The sequence below is a fragment of the Bacteroidota bacterium genome, assembly GCA_016706865.1.
GTDB lineage: Bacteria > Bacteroidota > Bacteroidia > Chitinophagales > BACL12 > UBA7236.
Genome location: JADJIS010000003.1, coordinates 576,985 through 592,428, shown reverse-complemented (window position 1 = coordinate 592,428; position 15,444 = coordinate 576,985). Strand labels below are relative to the sequence as shown.

Sequence of the window (15,444 nt, the reverse complement as noted above, 5' to 3'; positions counted from 1 at the left end):
ATGACAGGGAAAGAAAATATTAAAATACTGGGTTGGTTAACGTTAATTTTTCTGGCATTGTTAGCTGTCTGGGGTTATAACTTTGGCCATAACAACAGTATTCAGCTTATTCCCTATGCACAATATCTGAATGACAATACATTATTCCCAAATGATTTTTTTGTTCAGAATGCTGTAAAGAATTTCCCGAACGAAAGGTCGTTTTTCATTTATTTGGTTCAGCCATTTGGATCGGCAATGGAATGGGTTGTATTTATAGAGTATTGTATTTTCATGCTTCTGCTGCTTTTCGCATTATTCAGGATCGCACAATTTTTTCTTAAGAATGATCTTTATGCATATGCCTCTATACTCTTATTGTTTTTCCCTTTATTATTTCATACACTTGGATTAAATGAACTTCACAGTTCTGAATTTAGTGCAACCCTTGCATCGGATACTTTTTCTGCATGGGCCATTTTATCCTGGCTGCAGGGAAAAACTATTCGAACCTACATTTTCCTGATCATCTCCACATTATTTCACCCCTTGGCTGGTCTGCAGGCATTTTTATTGATATCCGGAACTTTATTTATCACTGCGATACAAAAAGGGAATATTAAACAGTACTTAAAAAACATATTCCCTCTGGTGTTGTTATATATTTTTACTGCGGGATTATTTATTATTTCTTTAAATGGTCGTTTAAATGATGTCCCTTTCGATTCCGCTGATTTTTTTCGCACTTTCTTTGTATTTCGAAATGCGCATCATTACATCCCTTCCCAATTTGTTTTGAAGGATATTATTATATTAACTCCACTCTATTTGTTTACACCCATACTTTTTTATCGGGTAAACAAGAACATTTTTATTCTCAGTATTCTGATCATCATCGGTTGTATAATTTACACAATTGGAGTGGAAGTTTTAAAGAGTCCGCTAGTTGCTGAGGCGCAATGGTTTAAAACAACCATGTGGTTAGAATTTTTTGGGGTGATAGCTGCTCTATTATTTATTCGAAGAATAATTCCGCAATTAAACGAGGAAAAACGAATTAAACAATTTTTTCTGATAATTATCCTTATTTGTGCAGCCTGGATCTCCATAGTTTTTCCCGGTGTACAGGTGCTAAAAAAGGATACTGCTTATGAATTCCCTTTTTATACAAAAATGACCCCAGAAATAGATATTAGTAAACAAGCACAAAGACTAACTCCAAAAAATGCATTGTTTATTGAGCCCTGTAGTTTAGATGAATTAAAATATTACGGACAAAGAAGTTCTTATGTTGATTATAAAGCATTAACGCATTCAAAAAGTTTTCTAAAGGAATGGGCAGTAAGGTTTGAGGATGTTTATGGTATTAATGCTCTTACTTCCCTGGAGATAAGTTTCGAGGCTATGAATAAAGCCGACGAAAACTTATTAAAAATAACACCGGAAAGGCTCAGGGAACTAAAAAAGGAAAAGGGTATAACACATATTATCCTACCAAATGAGGCTGTACTGCCTTTTAAGGTTGTAACAAGAAATACTGAGTATACCATTTATGAATTATAACTTTGCAACAATAAAATAAAGTAATGTATCACGGAATCGCATTTCAAAGTTTAATACCAGTCAGATCCAAACCCGACCATGCAGCTGAGCAAGTAACACAATTGCTGTTCGGAGAATTGTATGTAGTGCATGAACAAAAGGAGAATTGGTTAAGAATAAAAACCGATTTTGATTCCTATAGCGGCTGGATACACGAGAAACAACACCGTGGTTTGAGTGAAACCGAGTTGGAAAAATTGCAGAAATCGACAAGATCGGTTGCTGCTGAGTTAGTATTTACGATAACTAATAACGATAAAAGTTTTCCCATTTTAATAGGAAGCACTTTATATGATTTTGACGGAATGAATTTTAAACTTGGGAAAGAAAAATTCGTTTATTCAGGACAAGCGATAAATGAAAAATCGGATCTGCTCAACGGGGAACATATCAGAAAATTTGCACTCAAATTTTTGCATGCACCGTATCAATGGGGAGGAAGAAGTCCTTTCGGAATCGACTGCTCCGGTTTAACACAGATCGTATTTAAATTATATGGTGTAAATCTCCCCAGAGATGCTTATCAGCAATCCGAGTTAGGAAAGACCCTTCATTTTATAAATGAAGCACGGGAAGGCGATATAGCATTTTTTGATAATGAAGATGAAAAAATTACGCATACGGGTATTATATTAAATAATGATCAGATCATTCATGCTTCGGGTTCGGTTAGAATTGATAATATTGATCATTATGGTATTTATAATAAAGAATTAAAAAAATACACCCATAAACTTCGTATTATAAAAAGGGTTTTATGAAAATATTATCCGCCCAACAAATTCGGGAGGCTGATGAGTTTACCATCAGGGACCAAGAACTGCACAGCAGCGAATTAATGGAGCGTGCATCAAAAGTATTCAGTAATTGGTTTACCGTTAATTTTAATTTTTTCGAATCAATTCAAATTTATTGTGGCACCGGCAATAACGGAGGGGATGGTTTATGTGTTGCTCGTCATTTAATATTAACAGGAAAAAAGGTTCAGGTCTATATTGTTGGCGATATTACAAAAGCGAGTGATGATTTTACCTTAAATTATAACAGACTTCTGAAATTGGCAGCAAAAAATGTCAGATCTTTTAATAAAAAGGACGTTCCGCATATAGTAGAATGCGATTGTATACTGGATTGCATTTTTGGCACAGGTTTAAACAGAGCTCCGGAAGGAATTTACAAAGAAGCAATAGAATGTATCAATAATGCAGATGCATTTAAAATTGCATTGGATATGCCATCCGGTTTATTTGCTGATATTCCTTCTGATCATATTTGTGTTGAAGCTGATATTACTTTTTCATTTGAATTGCCAAAATTGTGTTTCTTTTTTCCTGAAAATAAAAAATATATCGGGGAATGGATCATAAAAAAAATAGGTCTATCTCAAAATGTTATTTCTAAATGTGAAACCAGGTATCACTTTATTACTGAAGAAAATTTAACCGGAATAATTTCATCAAGAAAAATTTTTTCGCATAAAGGAAGTTATGGACATGCATTAATAATTGCTGGCTCTGCCGGTATGCCGGGTGCAGCGCAGCTTTGCGGAATTGCATGTTTAACAACAGGTGCCGGTTTAGTAACTATCTCCTCCGATGAAGTGGCAATGGAACATCCTGAATTAATGACGATTCCATTTCCTTTAATTCCTGAACAATTAAAAAATTCTAAATACAATGTTGCGGGAATTGGACCGGGTTTGGGAACAAAGGAGGAAATAATTGAAATGCTGAAAAATATTCTCCCTCTTATCGCATTTCCTATTGTGTTAGATGCAGATGCATTAAATTGTCTGGCCCAAAACAAACAATTATTGGAAATACTTCCAAAAAATTCAATTCTCACCCCTCACCCGAAAGAATTTGAACGATTATTTGGGACATACAATTCGTGGGATTTATTACTCGAATTAATTTCAGAAAATGCAAAAAAGTACAATTGCATTATAGTGTACAAAAGAGCTTATACAATAGTTGGTTTGCCTGATGGAAATATATTTTTCAATTCTACCGGTAATGCCGGAATGGCAACCGCAGGAAGCGGGGATGTATTAACAGGAATTATTACTGGATTACTTGCACAAAAATATTCTCCACAAAATGCAACAATGCTCGGTGTTTATTTGCATGGATTAGCCGGAGATATTGCACTAAATGAAACAGAGGGTCAAAATTTAATTGCGAGTGATATTATTGCACAGATTCAAAATGGTTTTGCAATTATACTAGAGCACTAATTGGTTAATTAAATTTACTCCTTTCTCATTTTTTTTACTGCTGCAATTAACCCATTAGTGGATGCATCATGTGATGTTACTACCTGACTTGTTTTCAACTCCGGTAATATAGCTGACGCGAGTTTTTTCCCCAATTCCACTCCCCATTGGTCGAAACTAAAAATGTTCCAGATAATTCCCTGGACAAATATTTTATGTTCGTATAATGCGATCAAAGAACCTAAATTATAGGGTGTTATTTTATTTAATAATATAGTATTGGTTGGTCTGTTACCTTCAAAAACGCGAAATGGAAAGTGAAAATTAATTTCTGTTTCACTTAATCCTTTTATTCTTAATTCTTCCTTCACTTCATCAGCAGTTTTTCCGTTCATCAATGCTTCCGTTTGAGCAAAAAAATTGGATAATAATATATTATGATGATCGCCTGATTTATTGAGCGATATTGCCGGAGCAATAAAATCGGCGGGAATTATATCAGTTCCCTGGTGCATGAGTTGAAAAAAAGCGTGCTGACCATTGGTTCCGGGTTCACCCCATATTACAGGGCCCGTAGAATATTTAATTTTATTGCCGTTGCGATCAACCGATTTTCCATTGCTTTCCATGTCGGCTTGCTGCAGATAGGCAGTGAACCGATGCAAATACTGATCGTAAGGAATAACTGCACAGGTTTTGTAATTAAAAAATTCTGTATACCAAAATCCGATCAATCCCATTAATACGGGAATGTTATTTTTAAATTCCGTTTTTCGAAAATGTTTGTCAGTTGTTTCAGCACCTTTTAATAGTTGTTCAAAATTTTCATACCCAACTGCAAGGCATATCGACAAACCAATGGCACTCCATAAACTATATCTCCCTCCTACCCAATCCCAAAATCCGAACATATTATTCTTATCTATGCCGAAAGCTATTACTTCTTTTTCTGCAGTTGACAATGCTACAAAATGTGCTGCAATATTTTTTTCCTCCATTGCGGAATCCAAAAACCAATTGCGAGCGGTATGTGCATTGGTCATTGTTTCCTGCGTAGTAAAAGTTTTAGAGGCAATTAAAAAAAGTGTAGTTTCCGGATTTAATTTCTTTAGTGTTTCAGTTATATGTGTTCCATCAACGTTGGAAACAAAATGAATATTTAAATGTGGAACTTTATAATGTTTTAATGCTTCACAAACCATATATGGTCCCAGATCGGAGCCTCCAATGCCAATATTTACAACATCCGTAAATGGTTTGCCGGTATATCCTTTTAATTTTCCGGAAATAACATCATTGGAAAATAATTTCATTTTTTCCTGTACGTTGCGAATTGCCGGAATAATATTTAAACCATCCAAATTAAGTGTTTCCTCCGAAAAATTTCTTAACGCCGTATGTAAAACTGCTCTGTTTTCTGTTTCATTTATCTTTTCACCATTAAACATGGATTCTATTGCATCATGCAATTTTAATTCCTCCGCCAAAGAAATCAATTGATCTAAAACCAGCGAATCGATCTTGTTTTTGGAGTAATCAAAAAGTATTTCCTCCATTTGAATATGAAAATGTTCAAATCGATCTTTATCTTCCGAAAAAAGATCGCGTAGATGTTTTTCTTTTATCCTATCAAATTCCGCTTTTAATTTTTGATAGGATCGGGTTTCTTTAAAATCTAGTTTTGGAAGCATTGTTTACAGTAGCTATGATTTATATTTTTTAATATGGTATTCCGCTAATTCCGATATTGGAGATTTTAATATCTTCCCGACACGCAAATTATGTTTTGCACACATTTCATAAAGTTGATGATCAAAATAATATGCTGCAGACCCAACAAAATGAATAGGCAATTTTGAATGCTCCTTAAACCGTTTAATATAGATGCGCAAAAATTCTTCAACCCCCAAAGAAATAGTATTATCACAATACGTGTGCTCTATATTTTCAGAAAAAAAAGGAAGAAAAGACGCAATAAACTCATTGGGTAAAGGCTCTTTATAAACTCTTTGTATTAACTCGTCCCTTGATATTTCGAATTGCTCCAAAAATTTAATTTGAAGGTCTGATGGTAAATCCCCGTAAAAATAATCACGCAACAATTTTTTTCCGAAATAATTTCCACTTCCCTCATCACCTAAAATATAACCCAAACTAAAATCATTGCCTTTTATTTCTTCACCCGTAAATAAACACGAATTCGAACCTGTTCCAAGAATGGCGACTATGGCAGGCTGATCATCACAAGTTGCATATACTGCCGCTTCTATGTCAGATCTCACTTCAATTAAGGCATTTATAAAAAAGGATTGAAGCGCTTTTTGCATTCGGTGCAAATTATTAGCACCTGAACATCCCGCTCCATAAAAAAAAAGTTTGAGTGGTGATCCGGAATATTCTTTTAATTGTATTTCATTGTTTAATTCAAATACAATTTGTTCATCAGAAACAATATTGGGATTTAATCCTTTTGTGGAAAAGGTTGTTACTATATTATTACTACCATCAATTAATATCCAATCTGTTTTTGTAGATCCGCTGTCTGCAATGAGTTTCATTTCAATATTATGTGTAGTATCGACCAACAGCGCAGTGTTATTATTTTTTCATGAACAAAACTTTATCTATACGGGTAGAATCCATATCTACAATTTCAAATTCATATTGTTTCCAGTCCAGTTTTTCTCCTTCTTCCGGTATCCTTTCCATTTGATGCAGAATAAATCCGGCAAGGGTATTGTATTCTAATTCATCCAACATTTCAAACTCATCTTCCATTTCAAAATACTTGATAAAATCATAAAATGGTAATGCAGCATCCACTAAGAACGAGCCATCTTCTCTCGGAATTATGGAATATCCCGGCATATTCAATTCATCAAATTCACCAACCAATGCCTCTAAAATATCATTGATGGTAACCATGCCCTGCGTTCTGCCATATTCGTCGACGATCAATGCATAATGGATCTTAGACTCTTTGAATTTTGCAAGAACGGTATATGCAGTATTATTATCAGGCAGATATAAAACCGGTTTTACAAGGTCGCGCAAATTATTTAAACTCTTTCTTGCATCTGCAATAAAAAGATCTTTTATATAAACTATACCCAGGGTATTATCAAATTCGGTATCACATGCCGGATAAATACTATGCACTTCACTTTCAATATCAGCAAGAATTTTTTCAAGAGGCTCATTTACATCCAACCAAATAATTTCATCACGATGCGTCATTAAACTTCCGATTTTGCGATCGCCTAAATGAAATACGCGTTCCACAATATCCTGTTCTATTTCGTCTATCTCTCCTGTGTTGGTTCCTTGTTGGATCATAGCTTTTATCTCTTCCTCCGTCACCTGATCGTCGCTGGACGCTTTTACACCTAATATTTTGATCAAAACATCACTCGACTTCGTCAAAAACCAAACAAAAGGTTTAGTAATTCCCGATAAAACCAACATCGGTCCCGCTAAAACCATGGCAATGGGTTCGGGGAAACGCATTCCAATTCGTTTTGGCACTAATTCGCCAACAATTAAAGAAAAGGATGTGATCACAATAAGAACGAGAATTAAGGCAATGGTGTCGGCGTATTCCGCAGCCAGCCCGATATTGAGCAACCATCCTTCCACTATGGATTTTATCTCTGCACCTGAAAAAATACCCGTTAAAATACTAATGAGGGTAATTCCTATTTGAACCGTGCTTAAGAATTTAGCTGGTTCATTATGCAATTTTAATGCTCTTTTCGCACGCAGATCTCCTCTTTTAGCAAGATTTTCCAGACGGATCTTTTTGGCACTCACCATGGAAATTTCGCTCATGGCAAGTATTCCATTTAACACAATTAACAATAAAATAATAAGCAGTTCACTAAGCATAATATGGCATAAAGATAAACAATGTTTAGGGTTCTGTTTTTTAGGGAAGGCCTTAATATCAACATATTAAGTGCGGTTCCTTTGACACAAATTTATATAAGTGGGGAATTTGTAACACAATTATAATTGGTAAAATAAAGCAGATCAATCCGAATAAACCGCCTTTAAATACCTATTCAGGTATTTTGAAGGCAATTCAAAGGCCAAACATTATTTACCGAAATTAATTAGTAAGAATACGCCTTAACGGTATCTACAAAACATTTCACATTATCCAAAGGAGTATCAGGATATACTCCATGACCGAGATTTGCTATATGTTTTGTTCCGAATTGCCGCAACATTTCATTTGTAGCCTGTTTTACAACTGCAGTATCTGCAAAAAGAACACATGGATCAAGATTTCCCTGTAACACTTTTTTGTCTCCAATAATATTTTTAGATTCTGTAATATCCATATTCCAATCAAGCCCGATCACATTACAATTGATATCAGAAAGTGCCTTTCTCGCAAAAAATGCTCCTTTTGCAAAAACAATTTTTGGAACCCCATTCACTGCATTACAAATTCTCTCGATGTAAGGCAATGAAAAGGTGTTGTATTGTTGGGGAGATAAAATTCCTGCCCAACTATCGAAAAGTTGAATAATATTGACTCCTGCAGTTACCTGAGCTTGCAAATATTTTATTGTGGAAGCAGTTATCATTTCTAAAAGTTGATGTGATGCTTCAGGGTGTTGATACAAAAATGTTCTGGCCTTTGAAAATGTTTTCGACCCTTTTCCTTCTATCATATAAGAGAAAATGGTCCAGGGGGCACCGGCAAAACCTATGAGTGGAATTTTATTGTTTAATTCATTTTTTATCAAAATAATACCATCAGTCACAAATTTCAGGTCGGTTTCGGGATCTGCAATTTTAAGATTTTTAATATCCTCCGGTGTATCAATGGTTTTCTCAAACCAAGGGCCTTTCGACTCCACCATCTGGTAGGGAAGGCCCATGGCTTCGGGAATTACAAGTATATCGGAAAACAATATCGCCGCATCTACTCCTAAGGCTTTAACGGGCTGAATGGTTACCTCACAAACCAATTCCGGATTTTCCACAAGATTCTTAAATCCCTTCACTTTTTCACGCAGGGCACGGTATTCAGGTAAAATTCTACCGGCCTGACGCATTAACCAAACGGGTGGTCTTTCCACTATTTCCTTATTCGCAGTCCTAATTAACAGGTCGTTTTCCAATTTCATCGCGCAAAATTACGTTACAATACTATTAAATGGTGTGAATAAGTTTTTGTTCATATCTATTTTTTGAAATTACCTTCGCTTTAAAGTTTGTAATATGAATAACGATATCATTTTTTCTGATGTAAATATTTTTCAAGGCAAAAATTTGGTATTGAGTGATGTCACTTTTACAATATCTCATGGAGAATTTGTTTACCTGATAGGAAAAACGGGTACAGGAAAAAGCAGTTTATTAAAAACGATATACGGTGATCTGAAATTACATTCAGGAAGTGCACAGGTAGCGGGTTTCGACCTTTCTACACTTACCTGGAAAACAGTTCCTTTTCTTCGCCGGAAACTCGGTATAATATTCCAGGATTTTCAATTATTAATGGATAGATCGGTGGACGATAACCTTGAATTCGTGTTGAGGGCAACGGGAACAAACGACAAAGCATTAATTCGCCTTAAAATTGATGAAGCCCTGAAACGTGTTGGCCTGCAATCAAAAGGTTTTAAAATGCCGCATGAACTTTCGGGTGGCGAACAACAAAGAGTTGTAATAGCTCGAGCCATTATTAATGATCCGACTGCAATTATTGCCGACGAGCCAACAGGAAATCTTGACCCTGAAACTTCTGATGATATTATGCAGCTTTTACGTTTTTTAAATAAAGAGTATAATACCACCATTTTAATGGCAACACATAATTATAATATTCTGGAAAAATTTCCAATGCGAATTCTGCGCACACTAAATGGTCAACTTATTCAGGAAGGGCAAGCTGCAACTGTGTAATTATTTTTTTTATTTCCTCCTTATCTGAAAATTCATTTTGAAGTGCAGATCTTTGGATTATCATTTCACTTGAAAAGATAGTTTCCATTTTTTGGGAAATAATTTCGCTCATCATTTGTGGATCATCTGCTATTTCACAGTATTTTTCTAAACCTGTATGTTCCGTCATCATACTATTCACGATACAAAAACGACCATTAAACAGAGCATTTAATAATTTTAATTTTATTCCGGTGTTTTGAAATGTAGGGAGTAAATTAATGTGGGCTTCCTGAATAAGTTTCATTAATTGTTTATCATCGGGATTTTCAACTATATTTATGTGTTTCAGATTTTCAGAAGCCTGATATAATTCCGCTGAAGGAGCATTTCCGGCGATGATAAAAGGAAAATTTAATTTATTAAAAATATTTTTTACCAGATATAAGGCTGCTTCATTATTTTCACTCACATCGAGGTTGCCATGGTAAAGAATATAATTTCCTTTTCCCTCCAAAATGTTCAGCTGGTTATTTCCATGGAAGGGTGCGAGATATTGCACGCCACGAAATTTATTTTGATAAAGTGTTGTTTCCCTTGGAGATATACAATAAATAATATCTGCAAATTGCAATACCCTTTCATATTTTAACAAGCGGCGATATTCCGCAAAATAATATATCTTTTTTGCAAACCGATCTTCCCTTTTGGCAAGGTCGAGGTAATACTTAGCCTCATCGTTGTGCATGCGCACCATCTTGAGCCGTCCGCGCAAAAATTCATCTCCTAAAAAATAACAACAGTGTAATCCTTCAAACAAAACTGGATAATTATTTTTGAGGAGATTATTTTTAAGTAATTTATTATTTCTTGTCTGAACGATAAAAGGTTTATCCGATAAAAAACCCTTCCACATTTTTTCCCGTTTATAATAAAAAACCTCTTCGCAAATGGTGTTTAATTCCATAGCAGAACCCCTTCCGTATTCAAAACAATGCAGATGTACTTTTATTCCTGCATTGTACAAAGCCTTTATTTTATAATAAACATCAATAACTCCGCCATAATTCGGCGGATAAGGCACATCAAAGGAAATGATATTTATATGTCTATCAGGGGATGTCATTGTAAAATTTAATAAGATCCTTCTCTTCCTTTTGCCAATTTAATTCCTGTGCTGCATTCCTGCAATTATTTTTCAAATTTTCATATAATGTTGCATCCGAAATTAATTGGTTTATATTTTTGGCAATCGTGATCGGTTCGAGATCATCTATTAACAAAGCTACATGATATTGATCATTCAATTTTTTATATTCGGGGAAATTCATCGTTACCTGCGGTAATCCTGCATGAATATAATCGAAAAATTTATTGGAGAGAGAGAAGTAATAACTCAATCCCATATTTTCAATAAAATTAACGCCCAGTTTTGCTTGCAGGGTATATTGTTTTAATTCAGCCGGCCGGACATATCCTAAAAATCGAATTTTATTAGCGTGGGGTAATTGTGATGCAAAATATCTTAATTCTTTAGAAAGATCACCTTCTCCCGCAATATACAATTGGGCATTAATTTTTTCCATTGCCAACATCAAATTCTCCAATCCCCTGCCCTTGTTTAAAGCTCCCTGATATAAAATGAAATTTTGTTTAGCAATTGTGGGTTGATTTTCAGACAATACCGGAACATTCCTTATCACTATATAAGGCTGTTTGTATTTTTTTGACAAAGCTTCAGCAATAGAGAAACCTACGGTATAATTGTATTTAATCCGTGGTAATAACCATCGTTCTAATTGGGTCCACATTTTTTTTATCAATGGACGGTCTACTATCTCGGGCAATTCGGTGTAATATTCATGTGCATCATAAACACAAGGTTTACCTTTCAATTTTGCATTTAGATAAACCGGCAGCAGCGTGTCAAGATCAATTCCGCAGTAAATATCGTACTTTTTAAAAAGTAAAAACCAAAATAAACGAAAATTGTATTCCAGATAAAATAATTTTCCCCTTTTAAAAAAAACGGACAATCGTATTTGTTTATAGGGTTTATTTTCCCGTTTTACTGATCTTTTTTTATAAAATCCAATAAGTGTAACATCATAGTTATTACTGCTGAGGGAGGTGCAAATACGTTCCATCCGCTGATCGTAGGTAATATCATTTGTAACGGTAAAAACTATTTTTTTCATGCGCACCAGATAAGTAAATTATCTTTTGTATGTTTTATTTTTTTATTGTCTGTTAAAAAACTCAAGGCATCTGCAACCTTTTCTTTTCTAACCGGTAATTTTAATTTGAACAGTTCTTCGGGCATCATAATTTTTGCTCTTAGTTGTTCTTCCATCCATTTATATATCAGGTCAAATTCCTTTTCAGTAATATCCAACTTTCCTTTTTCGACACAAATATCGCATTGTCCGCAATTTTCAGTTTCCTCATCAAAATAACGCAATAAATTTTTAACCCTGCATTCCGATTTGTTTCTCACATAAGAAGTAATAGCCTGATACCTGATCTCAGCCGTTTGTTTTAAATGTGCGAGAAGTTTTTGATCTATATTCAATTGCGTTGCATTAACCCGTGCTGCAACAAACGTTAATTGTGGCCTAGTTTTCACGGGTGTATATTCCAGAACTCCCTGATCGTGCAAAAATTGGAGAATCTCTATCAGCTTTTCAATACTTATGGATAAATGATAAGCGAGCTCTCTTTCATGAATAGGCATACTATTATCGAAAACACCGGGTGAGGTTCGCAATATCAATTTAATTATTGGCTCAAATTGTTTATTCTCAATTTGAAACCGATAAATAGTTTCTCTGTCAACGGGGATATAAATACCGGAAAGTTTATTTAATGCATCACTTACATAAATATAATTATTTTGCTCGATTATTTTTAAGGCACTTTTTGTTTCTGCAGGTTTCAGTTGAAATTGTTTGCAGAATTCCATGAGATCGAAATCAAAATTTTCTCCCTCTCCTGCTCCGAATGCCAATTGAAAATAATTTCCCAACTGGTGATACACATTCCTTATAAAGGTGATATCTGGAAATTGTTTGTCCAAAAATTCTTTCAGTGCAATAATATCATGTTCATCAAATAATAACCCGGCATAGGCTTTAAATCCATCACGGCCAGCTCTTCCAGCCTCCTGATAATACGCCTCCAAACTTTCCGGAATATCCAGATGCACCACTATGCGCACTTCGGGTTTGTCGATGCCCATGCCAAATGCATTGGTGCAAACTATTACTCTGGTCTTGTTATTTATCCAATTCTCTTGCCTTGTGTTTCGCACTTCGTGTTCAAGACCAGCGTGATAAAAATTTGCACTGATCTTTTTTCTGAGCAAGAAATCTGCAATATCTTTTGTTTTTTTTCTGTTGCGAACATATACAACTCCGGTCCCCGGAACATTGCGCAAAATTTCAATTAACTTTTCTTCTTTGTTATCGGTTTCCCGCACAATAAAACTTAAATTCGGACGCACAAAACTCGATCGAAAAATATTTCTTTTTTTAAATTGGAGTTTATCCTGAATATCCTCACACACTTTTGTAGTTGCAGAAGCAGTGAGCGCAATAACGGGTACACTTGGAAATAATGGTCGCAACTCTGCAATTTGTAAATATGGTGGTCTGAAATCGTAACCCCATTGTGAAATACAATGCGCTTCGTCGATTGCGATCAAATTGAGTTTCATTTTTTTTACCCGCTCGCGAAACATTTCGGTAAGTAAACGTTCAGGAGAAACATATAGAAATTTAATATCTTTATAAACGCAACTATCCAAAGCTGCATCCGTTTCTTTATAACTCATGCCGCTATAGATCGCAATTGCTTCAATATTTCTTTTTTTGAGATTGTGTACCTGATCCTTCATTAAAGCAATGAGGGGAGTTACAACAATACAAATGCCTTCCATGTATAATGCCGGAATTTGGAAACACAATGATTTTCCTCCGCCCGTAGGTAAAAGCGCAAGAGTATCCTGTCCTGCAAGAACTGAATTAATGATATCCTCCTGCAAAGGACGAAATTGATCATACCCGTAATATTGTTTTAATATGGTATGAATTGTTTGCATTACTTTGTGATCAAATAATTAATTATTTCTTGCGAAAGCAAATTTTTCTTTAAATGCCAAAAGTTCTTCCAACAACGAATTTTCATTTATGGAAATATGCTCCCATAGTGTAGATTTTACACTAACCTTTATGCTGCCAAGATTTAAATGCTGATTTACAAATATTCGTTCGCAAGATGGATAAAGTTCCAGAACGGCTTCTGCAATATCGTTTACCGCAAGGTTTTTTGTAACAAGGTTAAAAGTGCCGGAGGGTATTTCAGCATCCACTAACTTTGAAAGCGCTTCTGCGGCGTTTTCAATATGGATAAAAGCTCTGGTTTGAGCTCCGGTTCCGTGAATGGATATCTTATTTTCAAAATTAGCCTGTAACATGAAGTTGTTTATCACCGCATCAAAACGCATAGATTTACTATAACCGTATACGTTTCCGCATCTTATAATATATTTTGATGAAGTATTCAGTAACCTATGAATATGTTCTTCGCCCCTCAATTTAGAAATCCCATAATAAGTATTTGGGTTGGGGATAGTATCTTCTGTTGCCTCCTCCACTATTCTATCGTAAACAGATGCACTGCTTAGATAAATTAATTTTTTAATGCTATTTTTCTCCACGGCATCAACTAATTCAGAAGTCCCCCAATGATTTATCTGCTCAAAAAAATGAGGGTCCTGATTTGCAAAAGGAGTAATTACCTTAGCTGCAAGATGATAAACAATATCAATATTCTTTAAAGCATTATTTAATTTTCTGCCGTCTAATATATCTGCCCGAACAAGGTGAAATTTTTCAGGGTGAACCAGTTTACCAAAAAAAACATTTTCATTGTGCCTGCTTAAATTATCGTATAATACAATTTTATCCACTGCCGGATTTTCAGCAAGTTTTTCTGCCAATGCAAATCCAATATATCCGGCGCCGCCTGTTATTAAAATATTCATTTTTTAATTAATTCTGTGTGTAAACCACATTCTGTTTTATTCATACCATACCATCTTGCTTGTCGTTCATCAAGCATAAGTTCAGGGTCGATCTTGCGCGTACATGGCTCGCAACCCACACTTAAATATCCCTTTTCATCCAGTGGATGTTTAGGTATGTTAAATTCTCTGATATATGCATAGATCATTTTATTTGTCCATTCCAACATAGGATGAAAACGAAACGCTTTGTGATTGGTTTTTTCTTCCATATTAAAATTGGCCCGGTTGGAATTTTGATCAGCGCGCACGCCGTTTATCCAGACATCAAAACTATCTAATGCCGGTTCTAATGGTTGTATTTTATTTAAATAACAACAATAATCGGGATCGCTAGTAAAAAGAAATTTACCGTGTTCATCCACTTGCATTAATTTAGGTGTGGATGATTTTAAATCTATAGTATTAATACCGAACAACTCGGTGATCTGATTTTTGTAGATAATAGTTTCCGGAAAATGAAATCCGGTATGCAGAAAATAAACCGGAATTTTTTTGTCGATCCTGGATATCAAATGCAATAAAACCGTACTATGGGTTTGAAAAGAAGAACTGCTGAAAAGCGAAAGTCCCTGCTCCTTATATTTATTTATCTGCAACTCAATTTCTGCAAAGGAGGTCATGAAATATTTTTTAGATAACAATTAACTAACGGAATTATTTTCAA

Annotated in this window: 13 protein-coding genes; 4 read left to right on the top strand and 9 right to left on the bottom strand. The window is 34.9% G+C overall.

Features of this window, described 5'->3' with window-relative positions:
* The 3 genes from IPI31_12090 to IPI31_12080 are packed head-to-tail and all read left to right on the top strand — an operon-like array spanning nucleotide 1 to nucleotide 3,817.
* Entirely contained in the window at nucleotides 1-1,542 is a 1,542-nt protein-coding gene (locus IPI31_12090) for a hypothetical protein (protein ID MBK7568554.1), read from the top strand.
* Nucleotides 1,543-1,565: 23 nt separating this feature from the next.
* Nucleotides 1,566-2,342, top strand: a complete 777-nt coding sequence (locus IPI31_12085) for a C40 family peptidase (GenBank protein ID MBK7568553.1) — start codon at nucleotides 1,566-1,568, stop codon at nucleotides 2,340-2,342.
* Nucleotides 2,339-3,817 carry an NAD(P)H-hydrate dehydratase gene (locus tag IPI31_12080; GenBank protein MBK7568552.1) on the top strand — a complete coding sequence of 493 codons (1,479 nt, stop codon included), beginning with the start codon at nucleotides 2,339-2,341 and terminating at the stop codon, nucleotides 3,815-3,817. The genes IPI31_12085 and IPI31_12080 overlap by 4 nt, the downstream gene beginning before the upstream one ends.
* 14 nt (nucleotides 3,818-3,831) lie before the next feature.
* Here the strand turns inward: IPI31_12080 and pgi are convergent, their stop codons facing one another.
* The 4 genes from pgi to hemE all read right to left on the bottom strand — a co-directional run bounded on the left by pgi (nucleotide 3,832) and on the right by hemE (nucleotide 8,934).
* On the bottom strand, nucleotides 3,832-5,487 hold the full coding sequence (gene pgi / locus IPI31_12075; protein ID MBK7568551.1) for a glucose-6-phosphate isomerase: 1,656 nt from the start codon (nucleotides 5,485-5,487) through the stop codon (nucleotides 3,832-3,834).
* Nucleotides 5,488-5,499: 12 nt separating this feature from the next.
* Nucleotides 5,500-6,354 (bottom strand): N-acetylglucosamine kinase, encoded by an 855-nt coding sequence (locus IPI31_12070; protein ID MBK7568550.1) that lies wholly within the window; start codon nucleotides 6,352-6,354, stop codon nucleotides 5,500-5,502.
* Between the two features lie 40 nt (nucleotides 6,355-6,394).
* Nucleotides 6,395-7,681: an HlyC/CorC family transporter gene (locus IPI31_12065; protein ID MBK7568549.1), complete on the bottom strand. Its 1,287-nt coding sequence runs from the start codon at nucleotides 7,679-7,681 to the stop codon at nucleotides 6,395-6,397.
* 227 nt (nucleotides 7,682-7,908) lie between these two features.
* Nucleotides 7,909-8,934 carry a uroporphyrinogen decarboxylase gene (gene hemE, locus IPI31_12060; GenBank protein MBK7568548.1) on the bottom strand — a complete coding sequence of 342 codons (1,026 nt, stop codon included), beginning with the start codon at nucleotides 8,932-8,934 and terminating at the stop codon, nucleotides 7,909-7,911.
* A 94-nt stretch (nucleotides 8,935-9,028) separates the two neighbouring features.
* Between hemE and IPI31_12055 the strand changes: the two genes are divergently transcribed.
* A complete protein-coding gene (locus IPI31_12055) occupies nucleotides 9,029-9,715 on the top strand; it encodes an ATP-binding cassette domain-containing protein (GenBank protein ID MBK7568547.1) in 687 nt (228 codons plus the stop codon).
* On the opposite strand, the gene IPI31_12050 is transcribed toward IPI31_12055, so the two are convergent.
* Genes IPI31_12050 through IPI31_12030 form a run of 5 tightly spaced genes read right to left on the bottom strand, consistent with a single transcriptional unit; the run spans nucleotide 9,684 to nucleotide 15,400 of the window.
* Complete coding sequence (locus IPI31_12050; GenBank protein ID MBK7568546.1) at nucleotides 9,684-10,820, bottom strand: glycosyltransferase; 1,137 nt, start codon at nucleotides 10,818-10,820, stop codon at nucleotides 9,684-9,686. The two genes, IPI31_12055 and IPI31_12050, sit on opposite strands and share 32 nt — an antisense overlap.
* Entirely contained in the window at nucleotides 10,807-11,892 is a 1,086-nt protein-coding gene (locus tag IPI31_12045) for a glycosyltransferase (protein ID MBK7568545.1), read from the bottom strand. The genes IPI31_12050 and IPI31_12045 overlap by 14 nt, the downstream gene beginning before the upstream one ends.
* Nucleotides 11,889-13,793 (bottom strand): RecQ family ATP-dependent DNA helicase, encoded by a 1,905-nt coding sequence (locus tag IPI31_12040; GenBank protein ID MBK7568544.1) that lies wholly within the window; start codon nucleotides 13,791-13,793, stop codon nucleotides 11,889-11,891. The genes IPI31_12045 and IPI31_12040 overlap by 4 nt, the downstream gene beginning before the upstream one ends.
* An 18-nt stretch (nucleotides 13,794-13,811) precedes the next feature.
* Entirely contained in the window at nucleotides 13,812-14,738 is a 927-nt protein-coding gene (locus IPI31_12035) for an NAD-dependent epimerase/dehydratase (GenBank protein ID MBK7568543.1), read from the bottom strand.
* Entirely contained in the window at nucleotides 14,735-15,400 is a 666-nt protein-coding gene (locus IPI31_12030) for a phosphoadenylyl-sulfate reductase (protein ID MBK7568542.1), read from the bottom strand. Before IPI31_12030 ends, IPI31_12035 begins: the two co-directional genes overlap by 4 nt.
* Nucleotides 15,401-15,444 lie beyond the last annotated feature (44 nt).